Annotated in this window: 14 protein-coding genes; 10 read left to right on the forward strand and 4 right to left on the reverse strand. The window is 71.0% G+C overall.

Features of this window, described 5'->3' with window-relative positions; genetic code table 11:
- Window positions 1-21: 21 nt before the first annotated feature.
- Window positions 22-3873: a family 78 glycoside hydrolase catalytic domain gene (locus tag AB0F68_RS07955; protein WP_357333720.1), complete on the forward strand. Its 3852-nt coding sequence runs from the start codon at window positions 22-24 to the stop codon at window positions 3871-3873.
- Window positions 3874-3980: 107 nt separating this feature from the next.
- Here the strand turns inward: AB0F68_RS07955 and AB0F68_RS07960 are convergent, their stop codons facing one another.
- The gene (locus tag AB0F68_RS07960) at window positions 3981-5000 is read right to left on the reverse strand and encodes a LacI family DNA-binding transcriptional regulator (RefSeq protein ID WP_357333722.1); all 1020 of its coding nucleotides are present in this window, start codon (window positions 4998-5000) and stop codon (window positions 3981-3983) included.
- A 380-nt stretch (window positions 5001-5380) separates the two neighbouring features.
- On the opposite strand from AB0F68_RS07960, the gene AB0F68_RS07965 reads away from it, so the two are divergent.
- The 8 genes from AB0F68_RS07965 to AB0F68_RS08000 all read left to right on the forward strand — a co-directional run bounded on the left by AB0F68_RS07965 (window position 5381) and on the right by AB0F68_RS08000 (window position 13289).
- The gene (locus AB0F68_RS07965) at window positions 5381-6154 is read left to right on the forward strand and encodes a (Fe-S)-binding protein (RefSeq protein ID WP_357333725.1); all 774 of its coding nucleotides are present in this window, start codon (window positions 5381-5383) and stop codon (window positions 6152-6154) included.
- Entirely contained in the window at window positions 6151-7572 is a 1422-nt protein-coding gene (locus tag AB0F68_RS07970) for a lactate utilization protein B (RefSeq protein WP_357333727.1), read from the forward strand. The genes AB0F68_RS07965 and AB0F68_RS07970 overlap by 4 nt, the downstream gene beginning before the upstream one ends.
- Window positions 7569-8174 (forward strand): LUD domain-containing protein, encoded by a 606-nt coding sequence (locus AB0F68_RS07975; RefSeq protein WP_357333729.1) that lies wholly within the window; start codon window positions 7569-7571, stop codon window positions 8172-8174. Before AB0F68_RS07970 ends, AB0F68_RS07975 begins: the two co-directional genes overlap by 4 nt.
- A gap of 496 nt (window positions 8175-8670) precedes the next feature.
- Window positions 8671-9129 (forward strand): hypothetical protein, encoded by a 459-nt coding sequence (locus AB0F68_RS07980; protein WP_357333731.1) that lies wholly within the window; start codon window positions 8671-8673, stop codon window positions 9127-9129.
- A gap of 225 nt (window positions 9130-9354) precedes the next feature.
- A complete protein-coding gene (locus AB0F68_RS07985; protein ID WP_357333733.1) occupies window positions 9355-9978 on the forward strand; it encodes a hypothetical protein in 624 nt (207 codons plus the stop codon).
- A 246-nt stretch (window positions 9979-10224) separates the two neighbouring features.
- Window positions 10225-11889: a DUF885 domain-containing protein gene (locus AB0F68_RS07990; RefSeq protein WP_357333735.1), complete on the forward strand. Its 1665-nt coding sequence runs from the start codon at window positions 10225-10227 to the stop codon at window positions 11887-11889.
- 199 nt (window positions 11890-12088) lie between these two features.
- Window positions 12089-12817, forward strand: coding sequence for a hypothetical protein (locus AB0F68_RS07995; protein WP_357333737.1), 729 nt, complete (start codon window positions 12089-12091; stop codon window positions 12815-12817).
- Entirely contained in the window at window positions 12765-13289 is a 525-nt protein-coding gene (locus AB0F68_RS08000; RefSeq protein ID WP_357333863.1) for a serine hydrolase, read from the forward strand. The genes AB0F68_RS07995 and AB0F68_RS08000 overlap by 53 nt, the downstream gene beginning before the upstream one ends.
- On the opposite strand, the gene AB0F68_RS08005 is transcribed toward AB0F68_RS08000, so the two are convergent.
- Together AB0F68_RS08005 and AB0F68_RS08010 are read right to left on the reverse strand one after the other, a co-directional pair.
- Window positions 13268-13495 carry a hypothetical protein gene (locus AB0F68_RS08005; RefSeq protein ID WP_357333739.1) on the reverse strand — a complete coding sequence of 76 codons (228 nt, stop codon included), beginning with the start codon at window positions 13493-13495 and terminating at the stop codon, window positions 13268-13270. The genes AB0F68_RS08000 and AB0F68_RS08005 overlap by 22 nt on opposite strands.
- Window positions 13496-13630: 135 nt before the next feature.
- Window positions 13631-13921 carry an IS110 family transposase gene (locus AB0F68_RS08010; protein WP_357333865.1) on the reverse strand — a complete coding sequence of 97 codons (291 nt, stop codon included), beginning with the start codon at window positions 13919-13921 and terminating at the stop codon, window positions 13631-13633.
- Here AB0F68_RS08010 and AB0F68_RS08015 point away from each other — a divergent pair.
- Window positions 13820-15223: a HEAT repeat domain-containing protein gene (locus tag AB0F68_RS08015; RefSeq protein ID WP_357333741.1), complete on the forward strand. Its 1404-nt coding sequence runs from the start codon at window positions 13820-13822 to the stop codon at window positions 15221-15223. The genes AB0F68_RS08010 and AB0F68_RS08015 overlap by 102 nt on opposite strands.
- Before the next feature lie 246 nt (window positions 15224-15469).
- On the opposite strand, the gene AB0F68_RS08020 is transcribed toward AB0F68_RS08015, so the two are convergent.
- Entirely contained in the window at window positions 15470-16681 is a 1212-nt protein-coding gene (locus tag AB0F68_RS08020; protein WP_357333743.1) for an MFS transporter, read from the reverse strand.
- Window positions 16682-16796: the final 115 nt, after the last annotated feature.

Consider the following 16796-nt stretch of genomic DNA (forward strand, 5'->3'; position numbering starts at 1 on the left):
ACCACCGCAAGGAGCACGCCCATGGCGCAGACACCACCACCGGTTCCTGGACACGGGACGGAACTCAGCCGCCGGTCACTGCTCGGCTGGGGCGTCGCCGGCGCGGGAGCCGTCGCGCTCGGCGCGACCACCGCCGCGCCGGCCGCCGCCGCCCCGCCTCCGGGCGCCGGCGCCGGGCCGCTCGCGGTCGGCCGTCCGCGCACCGAGTACGCCGACCACCCGCTCGGCACCGACGTCGCGCAGCCCCGCTTCTCCTGGACCGGCACCGCCCCCGGCCACGGCGCCACCCAAAGCGCGTACCAGGTGCTCGTGGCCACCAGCCCGGACCGGCTCACCTCGGACATGGCCGATGTCTGGGACTCGGGCCGGGTGGTCTCGCCTCGCTCCGTCGGCGTGGCGTACGACGGGCCGAGGCTGGCCCCGCGCACCCGCTACCACTGGACCGTCCGGCTGTGGGACGGCGCCGGCCGGGAGACCGGATGGAGTACCCCCACCTGGTTCGAGACCGGCCTGCTCGACGAGGGCTTCGGCCCGGCCCGCTGGGTCGGTGCCAAGCCCGACGTGGCGGACGCCCCGGTGGACGTCGCCGGCGCCTCGTGGATCTGGTCTCCGGGGGCCACCGCGAGCAACGCCCCCGTCGGTACCCGCTGGTTCCGCGGCCGGCTCGCGGTTCCCGCCGGGGTCGAGATCGCGGTCGCGCACCTCGTCGTCACCGCGGACGACGACTTCACCGCCTACCTCGACGGGCGACAGGTGCTGCACGCCCCACAGGAGAGCAACGGTTGGCAGAAGGCGAAACTGGCCGAGGTCACCGAACTGGCCCGCGCCGCCGCCGGCCGTACGCTCACCCTGGCGGCGGTGGCCGTCAACCGGCCCGGGGCCACGGTCAACCCGGCCGGCCTGCTCGCCAAGCTGGTCGTGGTCACCTCCACCGGCGAGCGGTTCGTGCTGGTGACCGACGGCTCCTGGCGCAGCAGCGACACCGAGCAGCCCGGCTGGCAGGAGGTCGGCTACGACGACGCCGGCTGGGCCGGGGTGGCGGTGCTCGCCCCCTACGGGCAGGGACCATGGAGCAGCAACGTCACGGTGCCGCAGCCGCACGCCCTGGATTTGGCCGGTGCGTCGTGGGTCTGGGGTCCGGGCGCGACGGTGAACAACGCTCCCGCCGGCCCGCGCTGGTTCCGGGGCAGGCTGGCCCTGCCCGCCGGGCTTGACGTCACCTCCGCCCGGCTGATCATGAGCGCCGACGACGACTTCACCGCGTACCTGGCCGGCCAGCTCACCCTCTCCGCGCCCCAGCAGACCGACGGCTGGCGCACCGGCCGGGTCGCGGACGTCACCGAACTGGCCCGGGGCGCCGTCGGCGGCGACCTGGTGCTGGCCGTGATCGCCACCAACCGGCCCGGCCCGTCAGTCAACCCGGGCGGCCTCATCGCGAAACTCGTCGTCCGGACCGCCGACAGCCAGGAGCTGGTGCTGGTCACCGCCGCCGGCTGGCGGACCACCGGCACCGTCGAGTCCGGCTGGGAGCAGCCGGGACACGATGACGGCGGCTGGTCGCCCGTGGTGGTGCTCGCCCCGTACGGGCAGGGGCCGTGGGGCAGCGGCATCGAACCGCCGGTGCAGGAGCGGCCCGCACCGCTGCTGCGCCGCGCGTTCCGGCTGACCAAGCCGGTGGCCCGGGCCCGGCTGTACGCCAGCGGCCTCGCCTACCAGGTGCTCCACCTGAACGGAAAGCGGGTCGGAGACGCGGTGCTGGACCCCGGGTTCACCGACTACGCCGACACCGTGCTGTACGCGACCCACGACGTCACGGATCTGCTTACCGAGGGGCAGAACGTCCTCGGCGGGGAACTGGGCCGCGGCTTCTACGGCATGATCACCCGCAACGTGTGGCGCTGGCAGCAGCCGCCGTGGCACGGGGAGCCCCGGCTGCTCGCCCGCCTCGTCGTCGACCACCCCGACGGGTCGCGTACCGAGATCGTCAGCGACGACGCCTGGCGGGTCAGCGACAGCCCCACCCTCTCCAACTCCCTCTACGAGGGAGAGACCTACGACGCCCGGCGGGAGCCGGCGGGCTGGTCGACGGCCGGTTTCGACGACTCCGAATGGGCCAAGGCAAGCGTCCTGGAGGCCCCGGCCGGCACCGTGCGCGCGCAGGAGCACGAACCCATCCGGGTGGTCGAGTCCGTCGCCCCGGTCACGCTCACCTCGCCGACCGGCGGCGTCTGGGTGGCCGACTTCGGCCGGACCACCGCCGGCTGGGTGCGGCTGAACGTCACCGCCCCCGCCGGCACCACGATCCGCATCCTCTACGGCGAGAAGCTGCGCGCCGACGGCACCGTCGAGGCGGCCAACGGCAACGTGCTGACCGCCCGATTCCAGCAGGACGAGTACGTCGCCAGGGGCGGCGGCGAGGAGGTGTGGGAGCCCCGCTTCTCCTACAAGGGCTTCCGGTACGTCCAACTCGACGGACTGCCCGGCGCGGCCACCACCGGCACCGTCACCATGCAGGTGGTGCACTCCGACGTCCGCGACGTCGGCGAGTTCCACTGCAGCGAACCGCTGTTCGAGCAGTTCGAGCGGATGATGCGCCGCACAGTGCGCAACAACCTGCACGGCATCCCCACCGACACCCCGATGTACGAGAAGAACGGCTGGACCGGCGACGCGCAGGTGGCCGCGCCCACCATGGCGGGCCTGCTCGACCTGTCCCGGTTCTTCACCAAGTGGCTCGGAGACCTGCGCGACAGCCAGATCTCCTCGGGGCAGGTGCCGGTGATCGTGCCCAGCGGAGGCTGGGGCTACCAGGAGCTGGCCCCGGCGCCGGAGTGGACGACCGTCTACCCGTTCCTGCTGCGCGAGATGCACCGGTGGTACGGCGACGACCGGCTGCTGCGGCAGCACTGGGAGCCGGTGGCCGACTACCTGGAGTGGGAGCTGGGCCGGCTGCGCGACGGGTTGGCGGTGACGGCACTCGGGGACTACCTGTCGCCGGGCACCGGCGGCAACCCGCCGGAGGACACCCGCCTGACCGCCACCGCCTACCTGTACCGGGCGCTGGTGGCCACGGCCGAGGTCGGCGAGCTGACCGGCCAGGACGCGCGGGCCGCCCGGTTCCGGACGGCGGCGGCCGGGCTGCGGGACCGGCTCAACGAGACCTTCCTGGACCGGGCGCGCGGGCTGTACCGCACCGCCCGGGACCCCGGCTACCGGCAGACCTCCAACGCGGTGCCGCTGGCATTCGGGCTGGTGCCCGACGATCTGGTCGGCGCCGTGGTGGACAACCTGGTCGCCGACATCCGCGAGCGGGGCTGGCACCTCAACACCGGCTGCCTCGGCACCAGCGTCCTGCTGCCGGTGCTCACCGAGCGCGGCCACGCCGACGTGGCGGCCCGCGTGGCGCTGCAGCGGACGTATCCGAGCTGGGGCTACTGGGTGGACAACGGCGCCGACACGATGTGGGAGATGTGGCCCACGTCGACGCGCTCCCGGCAGCACTACTTCCACGGCACGGTCGTGCAGTGGCTCTACCAGCACGTGGCCGGCCTACGCCCGATCGCCGACGGCTGGGGGAGCGTCCTTGTCCGCCCGGACGCCCGCGCCGAGCTGTCCGCCGCGTCGGCGGCGGTCGACACGGTCCGCGGCCGGGCGTCGTCGGCCTGGCGACTCCAGGACGGTGCGTTCGAGCTGACCGTGCAGGTGCCGGTCGGCGCCACCGCCGAGGTGCACGTACCGGCGGCGCGCGCCGAGGATGTCGAGGCGTCGCCCGGCGGGCTGGTGACCGCCCGGCGGATGGCGGACGGCTACCTGGTGCACACGGTGGGCTCCGGTACCTGGCGGTTCGTGAGCAGTTCCGCGCCGACCGCCTGAAGCACATCGACGGCGCCGGCTACGCGAGGAGCGTGGCCGGCGCCGCAGTGCGGGAGCGCCGACGACGCCGGGACCGCGATCCGCGCCATCGTGGGCGCGCTCGCGGGTCAGCGCCGGGGCTGGTCGCTGGAGCGGCGTACGACCAGCTCCGGCTGGAACACCACGTGCCGGTGCCGATGTGTCTCGCCCGAGGAGGCCTCCTCCAGCAGCAGTTGGGCCGCGGTACGGCCGAGCTGCTCGCGGGGCTGACGCACCGAGGACAGCGGCACCGCCGCCGCACCGGCGAACTCGATGTCGTCGTAGCCGACGATGGCCACGTCGGCGGGCACCCGCAGACCGCGCGCGGTCATCTCCTGCAGCACGCCGAGCGCGATCAGGTCGTTGGCGCAGAAGACGGCGGTGGGTCGCTGCAGAGCGGGCAGGGCCAGCAGGTCCTCGGCGGCGTGCCGTCCGGCGGCCACGGTGAGGCTGGTGGTGGTTGCGACCCGCAGCTCGGCGTCGCCGTGGTCCTCGAGCGCGGCCGCGGCCCCGGCATGCCGGTCGGCGACCTGGGCGATGGAGAACGGGCCGCCAACGTATGCGATGCGGCGGTGGCCCCGCTCCAGCAGGTGGTCCACGGCCAGCCGGCCGCCGCGCACGTCGTCGACGGCCACTGAGCAGCGGCTGGCCTGGCCCGTGCCCCGGTCGACGAGCACCACCGGGATGCCGCGGTCGATGAGCATGTCCAGGTGGGGTTGGGACCCGTGGCCGACCGGGGTGATGAGCACCCCCCGTACCCGCTGCTCCTGCAGCAGGTCCAGGTGCCGGCGTTCCCGGGCGCTGTCCTCGCCGCTGTTGCAGACGACGAGCATGGCACCGGCGTCCTCGACCACCTGCTCGGCGCCGCGCACCAGGTCGGTGAAGAAGGGGTTGGCCACGTCCAGCACGACGATGGCGACGGTGCGGCTGTGGCCGGCGCGCAGCTGGCGAGCGGAGTCGTTGCGGACGTAGCCGAGTTCGGTGATGGCATCGAGTACCCGCTGCCGGGTCGCGGGGGCAACCGTGTCGGGCCGGTTGAGCACGTTGCTGACGGTACCGAGGGAGACGCCGGCGTGCCGGGCTACCTGCTTGATGTTCGCCGTTGCCATAGCTCCCCTCGACCGCTCGGGCTGGCTTGCGGGCCCGCCGCCGGTGCGGGCGCTGTGTCCGCAGCTGTACGGGCACCGGCCGGAACCGGTTCGACCGGCTGGTGACGCGCAGTCTATAGCGCCTAAAACGTTTCATCGAACCGGTCCCGGGTGGCCGGCGCCCGGGTCGCCCTGAAGCGAGAGGGTCTCGAACATGCCACAGGCTCGGTCCAGCAGCAGGCAAGAAATCCCAGGGAAAGCCTTGACGCTCGCGAATGCCTCCCCCTACGGTCCAAGCCAGTACATGAAACGATTCAGGACGGGCTCGGATGAGCTCCGGCACACCGGGCGTCGGACGGGGCGGCCTGGCGGGCTGCCATGGACCAGATAGGCGGCTGAGCATGCGTATCGCCCTGTTCGTCACCTGCCTCGCGGACACGCTCTTCCCCGAGGCGGCGAAGGCGACGGTACGGCTGTTGGAGCGCCTCGGCCACGAGGTGATCTTCCCGCCTGATCAGACGTGCTGCGGGCAGATGCATGTGAACACCGGCTATCCCGACGAGGCGTTGCGGCTGGTGCGCCGGCACGTGCGGGTGTTCGCTTCGTATGACGTGGTGGTGGCGCCCTCGGGTTCGTGTGTGGGATCGGTGCGGCACCAGCATGCGATGGTGGCCCGCCGGGCGGGGGACGAGCGGCTGGCCAGCCGGGCGGAGGAGGTGGCCCGGCGCACCTACGAACTGTCCGAACTGCTCGTCGACGTGCTGGGGGTGACGGACGTGGGGGCGTACTTCCCGCACCGGGTGACGTACCATCCGACCTGCCATTCACTGCGGATGATCCGGGTGGGGGACCGGCCGCTGCGGCTGCTGCGCGCGGTGCGCGGCCTGGACCTTGTGGAGCTGCCGCAGGCCGAGCAGTGCTGCGGGTTCGGCGGCACCTTCGCGGTGAAGAACGCCGACACCTCCACGGCCATGCTGGCCGACAAAATGCGCAACGTCCTGGCCACCCGCGCCGATGTCTGCACCGCCGGGGACGCTTCCTGCCTGATGCACATCGGCGGCGGGCTGTCCCGGCTGCGGGCGGGGGTGCGGACGGTGCACCTGGCGGAGATCCTGGCCAGCACGGAGGGCAGCGAGACGGCGGGGGACCGGGACCGGTTGGGGGTGCGGCCATGACCCGGACGTTCCTCGGCATGCCGGCGACCGCCCCGGCCGGCGTGGGGCACCTGCGCGGAGACGAGCCGTTCCCGGTCGCCGCCCGGCGGGCCTTGGGCGACGCGCAGCTACGCCGCAACCTGCGGCACGCCACCAGCACGATCCGCGCCAAGTCCGGCGCGGTGATCGGTGAGGTGCCGGACTGGCAGGAACTGCGCGCCGCCGGCCGGGCCATCAAGACCGACACCATGGCCCGCCTGCCCGAGCTGCTCGAACAGTTGGAGGCGGCGGTCACCGCGGCCGGCGGCACGGTGCACTGGGCCGCCGACGCGGTGGAGGCGAACCGGATCGTCACCGACCTGGTCCGGGCCACCGGCGCTGACCGGGTGATGAAGGTGAAGTCGATGGCCACCCAGGAGATCGGTCTCAACGAGGCCCTCGAGGCGGCCGGGATCGAACCCGTGGAGACGGATCTGGCGGAGCTGATCGTGCAGCTGGGCGACGACCGGCCCAGCCACATCCTGGTGCCGGCGATCCACCGCAACCGGGCGGAGATCCGGGAGATCTTCCTGCGGGCGATGCCCGGCGTCGACCCCGACCTCACCGACGAGCCGGCGGCCCTGGCCGCCGCCGCGCGCCGGCACCTGCGCCAGACGTTCCTGAGCACGCGGGTGGCCGTCTCCGGGGCGAACTTCGCCGTCGCCGAGACCGGCACCCTCGCCGTGGTCGAGTCCGAGGGCAACGGGCGGATGTGCCTGACCCTGCCCGAGACCCTGATCACCGTGATGGGCATCGAGAAGGTCATCCCCACCTGGGCCGACCTCGGGGTGTTCCTGCAACTGCTGCCCCGGGCCTCGACCGGGGAGCGGATGAACCCCTACACCTCGATGTGGACCGGGGTCACCCCGGGCGACGGGCCGCAGCAGGTGCACCTGGTGCTGCTGGACAACGGGCGCAGCGCCGTGCTCGCCGACCCGGTGGGCCGGCAGGCGCTGCACTGCATCCGCTGCTCCGCCTGCCTCAACGTCTGCCCCGTCTACGAGCGCACCGGCGGGCACGCGTACGGCTCGGTCTATCCGGGACCGATCGGGGCGGTGCTCTCCCCGCAACTCACCGGCGTCGCCGACAACGCCTCCCTGCCGTACGCGTCGTCGCTCTGCGGGGCCTGCTACGACGCCTGCCCCGTCATGATCGACATCCCGTCGATCCTGGTCCACCTGCGTAGCGAGGCCCCCCATCCGCGCAGTGAGGCGATCGCCATGGCCGCAGCCGCATACACCATGGACCACCCGGCGCTGTACGCGGCCGCGCAGCGCGCTGCGGGCCTCGGTCGGCTGGCCGGCCGCGCCCTACCACCACCGTTGAACGGCTGGACCACCAGCCGGGACATCCCGGCTGCACCGCGGCAGACCTTCCGCCAGTGGTGGGCCGAGCGGTGAACGCACGCGAGCTCATCCTCGGCCGAATCCGTGCGGCCTTCGGCGAGCCGCCACCGGCTCCGGCTGCGGTCCCCCGGGACGTCCGGTCGGCTGGTGCCGCCGTCGACCTTGAGGTGCTGGTGCGCCGGCTCACCGACTACCGGGCGACCGTACACAGATGCACCGACGACGAAGTGGCGCAGGTCGTCGACCAGGTTCTCGGCGGCCGGCGCGTCGTGATCCCGCCCGGACTTCCCCGGCACTGGCTGCCCGCCACCGTCGCGGCGACGGCCGACGAGAACCACGCCGCCGAGCAAATCGACGACATGGACGGGGTGGTCACCGCGGCAGCAGTGGCCATCGCCGAAACCGGCACCATCATTCTCGACGCCGCTCCGGACCAGGGCCGCCGGGTCATCAGCCTCGTGCCGGACGTGCACGTCTGCGTACTGCGGGCTGACCAGGTCGTCGCCACCGTGCCGGACGCCCTCGCCCGGGTCGATCCGCACCGGCCGTTGACCTGGATCAGCGGACCCTCCGCCACGAGCGACATCGAACTCAATCGGGTCGAGGGCGTCCACGGCCCTCGCAACCTGCACGTCGTAATCACGACGTACCCGTAGGAGGCCGAGTATGACTCGGAAGGCGCTTCCGCTGGCATCGACCCCTCCGTCGGATCCGTCGGCGACGCCTTTCGGATCCGTCTGGGTGCCTGGCATCTCAGGCCTCGGGTAGTTTGGGCGGCTGCGGTCGGCTCGGCGAGCGGGCTGGCGTATGCCCGGAGGAGCGGTTTGGGAGCTTCGGAATGCGCTGACCTCCGGGCAGCGACTGCGTCGCAGCGGAGGGCCCCAGCACGGCGTAACCGGCGTCCACACGGGCGTCGGCCTGCCCAACACGAGGCCGGTTCAGCCGATCAGTGCCGTCGGTCTCGAGGGCCCGAGAGCGGGGAGCAGGGTGGGAGCAGCCGGGTGCACTGAACGGCGTTGAACCGCGCCCAACGGCACCGAACGGCGCTCAACCGCACCCACCATGACCTGCGGGTCTTCGTTTGTCCAGTCAGAGTCGGTGCGGCGTCCTGCTTCACACGGAGTGCTCAGCCATCTTGCGCAGCGGTCGACAGTGCTCTATGTCGCCTGGGTCGCCTCTGTGGCGCCACTCGCCAGCATGGTGCTTCTGTGCGGCTGCGGGCTCGGCCTGGTCCAAACCGACGGCGATGGTTCACTGCGGGTCGCCGTCCGAGCCGATGAGATCCTTCCGTTACCGGCGTTGCTGCGCCTGGTATCAGCCGACACCTGCGCCGATGGCGGCAGCAGCGGCAACTGCACGGCCGAGTTCGTGGTGACGGCCGCCGACGGTGCCGGCCGGGCAACGACGGTGACCCGGCTCGTCGAGCACCTTCGCGGCCGCGGGTGGCCACTCGAGCCAAGACGTGGCCTCTATACCGGCGACCGCGAGACCGGCGGGATCCTGAACTGGACACCGCACCATGCGTGGCTGTACGCCGACGCCGAGCCGGCATCCATCCTGCGATCGGCGCCACCGCCCGACGCGGTGGTCGTCTACCTCGACAACCTCTGACACAGCCGCGACCCTTGCGGTGCTCGCCAGCAGCGCACTACTCACGGCATTCGCTCATTGCCGCGATCAGGGCGCCGGCTCACCGGTCGCTGAACGACCGGATCTGCCGACGAGGGGATGCTTCGGGTTCATCCGGGCCATCGAGTACGAGACCATTGGGCGGTGCCTGGCAGCCACAACGGGGCTATCGATCGCTCGGGATCTTGTCGTACTAGTCTTCGCCGCATGGCCTTGCGACCGGACGAGTTCTATGACCACGCAGTCGCCGTCGCGGATGGCGAGCGCCGGCTCCCGTTGGCACGCATGACAGGATGGGAGATCAGTCCGTTCGAGCCGGACGGACTGCGCGTAGCGCCGTTGCGCCCGCCGGTACTCCCGGAGCCCGCGCGGCACGGCGAGGATCCGTCGGACTGCAACGCTTGCCGCGACCGGGACGAAGGGATCTGGTTCAACGATCACTGGCGGCTGGTCCGGATTCCGGGAGTGGGCGTCCCGTTGGTGCTCATGCTGTATCCGCGCGATCACTACGACATGGCGGATCTACCTGACGAACTGGCCGCCGAACTGGGGCTATTGAGCACTCGCATCGTCCGCCACATGCAGGCACTGCCGCACATCTCGCGGGCCCACGTCTACCGCATCGGAGATGGTGGCGCCCACCTGCACGTCTGGTTCTTCGCTCGGCCCGAAGGACAGGCCCAATTGTACGGGTCGTGGCTGGTCGTCTGGGACGACCTGCTACCGGAGTACCCAGCGGACGTCGCAGAAGCTGACGCTCAAATCGTGGCAGACGCGTTGGTCGCGTCCCACGGAGGCCACCGGTCGCCCACCAGCAAACCGGCCTCCTGACCGGCCTGATCCACGACCCGGATGTCACCGTCACGGCTGTTGCCACCGCCGCCGTGCGGATTTGTCAAGGTCAGGTATCCGGATCTCCCGTCGACCGGTCGCTACGGACCGTAACCGGGGTGCCCGGTGTCCCAAGGTGCTGTCGTGCCGATGAGCGGAAGTTGTCAGATGGGTTCTGAACCGCTTGCCGCGATCGATGCAGGCTCGCATCACGGCAGCTAGGGCAAGGCCCTTAGCATCGGCCCCATGATCGAGGACTTCGCGGATCGGCTCCTGCGCGACATGGCCCGCCTCGACCCCTGCGCAGCGGTCGTCGAGGCTGGCGAGCAGGATGTCGACGGGCTTACCGACTACGGCCCGGAGGGCCACCAGGCCCGCGCCGACCTCGCAGCCCGCGCCCTGCGCGAGCTCGAGATCTTGGGTGACGCACTGCCGGCCGCGACCCCGCTGCACGCCCACCTCGCCGAACGGCTGCATTCGCGTATCGCCTTTCACGACGCCGGGGAGGACCTGCGCGAACTGCACACGGCGGCCACCGGTCCGCTCCAGCTCATCCGCCAGGCCGTCGAGGCCGCGGTTCCCAGCCGCGGCGCCGAGGGCGCGGAATTCGAGGAGGGCTGGGCTCGTGTCGGCGCACGCCTGGCCGCGATCCCCGCGGCCCTGGACGGGTATGCCCGCAGCCTCTTACTCGCCGCGGAGCGCGGCAATTTGCCGGCGTGGCGTCAGGTGGAGCTCGTCACGCAGCGCTGCCGCAACTGGATCGACGACGATGTCGCCCTGGTGGATCGCTACGGCGAGGGGCGTCAGAGGGCGTCGTTGCAGGCCGCAGCGACGGGCTCGCGCGGGGCGTACCAGAAACTGGCCGAGATGCTGACCGCGGACCTGGCACCGCGGGCCGTTGAGGAGGAAGCGTTCGGCCAGCAGCGGTACGCACTCTGGGTGCGCACCTTCCTCGCGGCCCAGCCTGACCTGCGCGAGCTGTACGACTGGGGCTGGGACGAGTTCCGAGCGATAGAGGCAGAGCTGATCGCGGAAGCGAAGGCCCTGGGCGGGAGCGTGCCAGAGGTGCTTGCCTGGCTCGGCAGCCCCGACGCACCCGGCACGCTGCACAGCAGGGAGGCGTTCGCCGCGTGGCTGCAGGAGCTGTTGGAGGCCGCCACCGAGCGGCTGGACGGCGTGTACTTCGACATTCCCGCCCCGCTGCGGCGCATCGAGTCGCGGTTGACCACGTCGTCCGGCATTGCCTATATCGGGCCGTCGCCGGATCTGGCGCGGCCGGGTCGGGTCTGGTGGTCCCTCCCGGAGGACGGAGCGAGTTTCCCGACTTGGTACGCCTACAGCACCGCCTATCACGAGGGCGTCCCCGGCCACCACCTCCACCTCGGCTCCGAGGTCTGCCGGGGAGGCCTCGGGCAGCGGCTGAACCTGCTCGGCGGCCTCTCCGGCAGCCAGGAGGGCTGGGCACTGTACGCCGAGCGGTTCATAGACGAGCTCGGGCTCTATGAACAGCCGGGTGCTCGACTGGGACATCTATACATGCAGCTCCTGCGGGCGGCACGGGTTGTGCTCGACATCGGCCTGCACCTGCGACTGCCGATGCCCTCTGGCGACGGAGCAGTGTGGACGCCGGATGCTGCGCTGGAGCTGCTGCGGGACCGCTGTCACCAGGGGCCGTACGCCTCCGCCGAACTCGGGCGTTACCTGGGCCGGCCAGGGCAGGCGCTGGCCTACAAGGTGGGTGAGCGCGTGTGGCTGGCAGGCCGCTCGTCCTTCCCCGGCGACCGGCGTGCATTCCATCGTCACGCGCTGGAGCTGGGTTCGCTGGGCTTGGATCAGTTGACGGCCGCCCTCCAGGCTGACCGCGCACCACTCGTGCACCGCGGTGCAACAAGCCAGGGACCGCGTTTGTAGCTGCACGTCCTTGACGTCCGACCTGGCCTGGCTCAACCCGCCTCAACCGGCGACGTAGCTGCCCATTCCGACCCGACAGCCCGGGTGCCGCTCGTAGGATCGCAACCATGCTCGGGCAGCGGCCGTACCAGGCAGACAACCAACCCCGTACGCTGCGGTGACGCTGAGCCAAGCGGGCAGTCTGTGGGCGACTCTCGCGGTGACGCTGGTCCTGGGAGCCCTTCACCTGCTGGCGCCGTACATCCGGCGGACGCTGCCGGTGCCCACCCAGGCGGCGACCTCGCTCGGCGGCGGCATCGCCGCAGCGTACGTCTTCCTCTACCTCCTGCCACGCCTCGCCGAGGGCAACGAGGCGGTCGCCCACGTCCTGGAGGAAGAGGTCCGCGCCGGCCGGGTGCGCGGATTCATCCTGTTCCTCGTCGCGCTGATCGGTTTCTTCACGTTCTACGCCCTGGAACGCGCCACCCATCGGACGAAAGGGCACGAGCAGGAGCCCACCCGGCTGGTCTTCGCGTGTCAACTCGGCTTCTTCGCGCTCTACAGCGGCCTGATCACGTACACCTTGGCCACGAAGCTGGACGCGGGCCTCGCACCGGCGGCGCTGTTCGCCGTCGCCATGGGGCTGCACGTGCTGGCCACCGACGGCGTGCTGGCCGAGCACTTCCCGGTCAGCCTCACCACGCGGTGGCGCCTTGTTCTCGTCGCCGGCGCCGGTGCCGGCTGGTTGACCGCGGTCGTCGCCCAGCCCACCAGCGTGGTGATGAATCTGCTCACGGCGTTTCTCGGTGGCGGGATCCTGCTCAACGTCTTCGTCGACGAACTGGCACCCGAGCGGCACTCGAGCTTCGCCTGGTTCACCGTCGGGCTGGCCAGCTATTCAGCGCTCCTCGCGATCGCGACCCTCACCACGGAGCTGGGGGCCGCATGACGGCGAGGAGAACCCAGTTACCAGCACCGTTACGGGAAGTGGAGCCGGCCGCCGGCGTTCGAAGGAGGTGGCCGGCGGGCTCGTCTCGACCGCTGACGACTACCTCGCCTTCGCCTCGGCTCTGCTCGCCGGCGGCACCCACCACGGCGAGCGGGTGCTCTCGCGGCCATCGGTGGCGCTGATGACCAGCGACCACCTGACCCCGGCGCAGAAGGCAGTCTCCGGGTTCTGGCCGGAGTACGTCGACACCATGGGCTGGGGTTTCGGGATGTCGGTCCGCACCCGCCGCACGCACCTCGGCCCCTCGGTCGGGAGCTACGGATGGCCCGGCTTCTACGGCACCGCCTGGTACGACGATCCCGCCGAGGATATGACAACGATCTTCATCAGGCAGCGGCCGCACGCGGGCGACCAGAGGCTGCCGATGTCGCACGACTTCTGGACCGTTGTCTACCAGGCGATCGAGGATTGACCGCGGGGGCCGGAGACCGCCAAGTCAGGCGGCGGTGTCCGCACGCGCCGTCCGGAGACCGTGAAGGTCTTGCCGTCGCACTGTTGGCAGATCATCTCCTTGACCCGAGTCACCGGGTAGCCGCCGGGCTGGTACTCGCGGAAGTAGTCGACGAGGTCGGTGAAGTCGTCGCCGCGCCAGAATTTGCCGGTGGTGTCGATCGCCACCGGTGCAGCGTGCCGGATCTGGCTACTGGTGTCGAGACCGATTGTTGGCTATGCCGAGTTCGTGAGCTGTCGGTGAGCGTCTCTCCGATGTGGCGCTTCAGGCAGCGCATGATCTCGGTCTTGGTCTTACCCTCGCTAACCTGCGGGCGACGCAGTCCTGGTTGGTTGGTGGCAGCGCATGCGGACCAGGGTGATGCGCCACAGGGCGCTGTTGGCATCACGGTCGCCGTCGCGATGCAGCCGGCGGCGGTCGGTGCGTCCTGAGCTGGCGGGGATGGGGGCGACTCCGCAGAGTCGGGCAAAGGCGGCTTCAGACCGCAGCCGGTGAGGATTGTCGCCGGCGGTGACGAGCTGGCCGGCGGTGTCGACGCCGACGCCGGGCAGGGCGACCAGGTCCGGGGCTACGGCGGTGAACAGGCTGGTCAGGTGGCTGTCGAGGTCGTTGATCTCGGTCTGGAGCGCGAGCCAGCGGCGGCGAGGCTGCGCAGGGCGGTCTTGGTGGCGGTGGCAGAGCTGTGGTCTGTTCCAGCGGTGTGGCATGGTGCGCGGATGATCGACAGTCGTGGGGCGTTGGAGGCCGTGGTTCGGCATGCCGTACACCTGGAGGACGACTACGAGGAGGTGGCACCTGTCGTTACGGCGTTGGCGGCGTGCGGGGATACCAGTATGGTGCCGCAGCTGCAGGAGGCGCTGGACCGGTTCCTTGATGAGGAGAACTTCTACGGCCGCGACCTGGTCGCCGCCGTCCTGGCCGGTATTCACGGGGTGGCGGCACTGCCAGGGCTACTGCGCGCCTCGGCCCGTGACCTGGGCGACGACCAGGACAGCTTGCAGGCTGAGATTATCGAGCTGATGCACGCGGATCGGGCGGCCAGCCGGCGCGTGGTGCGTGAGTTCGCCGCCGGCGATACGCCCGAGCTTCGCCGCGTGGGGCTGTGGGCGCTTGGGTTCGTGGTCGAAGCGCAAGATGTGGAGCTGCTTGCTGCGGCCGCGTCCGACCCGGATCCGAGGGTCAGGTCCCTGGCGATCGGCTCAATCCCTGACCCTGTCGGCGACGATTGGGCATTCGCCGCGCTCACCGGCGCGTTGGGTGACCTGGATGAGCAGGTGCGGGTGTCGGCGGTGAGTAGGCTCGGGTATACCGGCCGGGCTGACGCGGTGGCGCCGCTGGTTGCTCTCGCCGCCGACCGATCCCCACGGGTACGGTCCATGGTCGCGTACGCACTCGGGCGACTCGGCAATGAAGAGGCGACGCCGGCTCTGCTGCAGCTGCTCGACGACCCGAACCGGCATGTCCGCGAGGACGCCGTGGAAGCCCTTGGCTCGGTGGGCGGGCCGGCCGCGGTCGACGCACTGCTGGCGTTGGCTGCCCGGCAGGACCCGCAGATGCGGGTCCAGGCCGCCAAAGCGCTCCCGAAGGCGGTCGACTCGGATTCCCGCGTGGCACCGCAGCTCGCGATGCTGGCGCGAGACGGCGAGGCCGCGGTACGAGCGGCTACCCTCAGCGGACTCGCCAGCACCAGCCCAGCCCACGGGAGCCAACTCCTGGTCGAGTTGACGGACGACCCGGACCCGATGGTCCGCCAGCGGGTCGCGGTCGTGGCACGACATCTCGCGCCCGAAGCTGCCCCGGGCATCCTCCGCCGGTATGCCAATGATTCCGACCAAGCTGTGCGTCGGCTCGCCGTCACCGAACTGAACCGGCTGGCCGAACCCCAGCGTGGTTGAGCGATCAGGCACCAGTCAGTGGCCCGACAGCGAAGTCCGCGTGGCAGGACAGCGGGCTGCTCTCGATGTATGCACAGCAGCTGCGACCCGGGCGATCCGCAGCACGCGAGCACGCTGCTCAGCGGCTGACCCGCCCCCGTCGTGCCCGCGGCCATGATCCCGTCACTCCGGGTGGTGGCCGCGGGCATGTCCCCACCACTCTTCGCGCTCAGCCATTCTTCAGTTGCCCGCGTGGTGTCCTTGGCTTCAGGCGCGGCGCTTGATGTGGGTCTGGGCGATGAGGCTGGTGAACGCGAGGAGGACGGTCAATGCCGTGTAGTAGACGACTGCTGGCACCTCGCCGAGAGGTCCGGCGATCTGGCCCTCGATGACGATGGGCACTCCGAAGGCGACGTAGGAGACGGCGTAGATTCCGCCGACGATGCCCGCGCGCTGATGCGCTGCCGCGAGCGGGAAGATGAGGCGCAGCGCTGCGGTGAAGGATGCACCGAAGCCGACACCGGCGATGGCCTGCCCGATAATCATGATTGTCAGGCTTCCGGCGAACACGCCACCGATGATGCCGATGGCCCCGACGATCGACGCGTAGATGCCGATGGTCATCGCGCGCCGGGGGTCGACGCGTGCGAACGACAGTCCGATGACGGCCGATACCGCCGGCGCGATGAACCCGGCCAGGCCGTTGAGCAGGCCGCTGTCCAGATGGAAGACGCTGCGAACCATGCTCGGGGCCAGTCCTCCGGAGAGGCCTGCGAGCATCCAGACTGCGGCGACCACGGGCGCCGCAGCGGCGAACTCCTTCCGGGCGGCGGGCGGGATCGCGACGCGCGGGACCATCGAGCGCAGCGCGCCGGGTGTGGGTGTGATGGTCTCCGGAGACAGGACGACGACGGCGGCCCCGAGAATCGTGAGGATGATCAGGACGGTGAAGATGATGGAATTCGCCGTGGGTGTGAGCTGGATCGCGAGGCCAGCCAGCAAGGAGCCGACGCCCAGGCCGCCTGTCAGGCCGACGCTGCCGAGGATCGTGCCCAGTCGCTTCTTGTTCTGCGGGGCGAGTTCGACGAGCGCCGCGGTGAAGGCAGCCGTCGCCGCGCCGCTGGCGACACCTTGCACGATGCGGCCGGCGATCACCCACCTGATATCGGCGGCGACGAGGAACAGGACGTTCGACGCGAGCTGGATGACCAGAGATCCGATCAGCACCGGGCGCCGGCCGACATGGTCAGACAGCGATCCCAGCGTGAGGACGGCGGCGAGGAAGCCGATCGCGTAGACAGCGAACGCCAGTGTGAGTAGCGACGGCGCAAACTCCCACTGCTGCTTGTAGAGCACCAGCAGCGGCGTCAGCGCGCCTGCCGCGAGATACAGACTTGTGAACGCGAGCGCCGCACCCGTCAACGCCAGTCCGGCGGGGAGAGTGCGCCGGCCGGAGGTCGCGGGTGCCTCGGTGATCACCTGAGATGAGGACAGGACGGCTCCTTGGAGAGACCACGCGCAAGGGTGCGGTGGTTGAAGAATCGGGTGGTGGCCGGCCGCCGGGCGCAGCTGGCAGCGCAGCTCGGCGGCCGGA

The organism is Micromonospora sp. NPDC023966, assembly GCF_040639095.1.
Taxonomy (GTDB): Bacteria; Actinomycetota; Actinomycetes; order Mycobacteriales; family Micromonosporaceae; genus Micromonospora.

Excerpts from the sequence above, each read along its gene's own strand:
- AB0F68_RS07955 (WP_357333720.1), top strand. The coding sequence starts at position 22 with ATGGCGCAGACACCACCACCGGTTCCTGGACACGGGACGGAACTCAGC.
- AB0F68_RS07960 (WP_357333722.1), bottom strand. The coding sequence starts at position 5,000 with ATGGCAACGGCGAACATCAAGCAGGTAGCCCGGCACGCCGGCGTCTCC.
- AB0F68_RS07965 (WP_357333725.1), top strand. The coding sequence starts at position 5,381 with ATGCGTATCGCCCTGTTCGTCACCTGCCTCGCGGACACGCTCTTCCCC.
- AB0F68_RS07970 (WP_357333727.1), top strand. The coding sequence starts at position 6,151 with ATGACCCGGACGTTCCTCGGCATGCCGGCGACCGCCCCGGCCGGCGTG.
- AB0F68_RS07985 (WP_357333733.1), top strand. The coding sequence starts at position 9,355 with ATGGCCTTGCGACCGGACGAGTTCTATGACCACGCAGTCGCCGTCGCG.
- AB0F68_RS07990 (WP_357333735.1), top strand. The coding sequence starts at position 10,225 with ATGATCGAGGACTTCGCGGATCGGCTCCTGCGCGACATGGCCCGCCTC.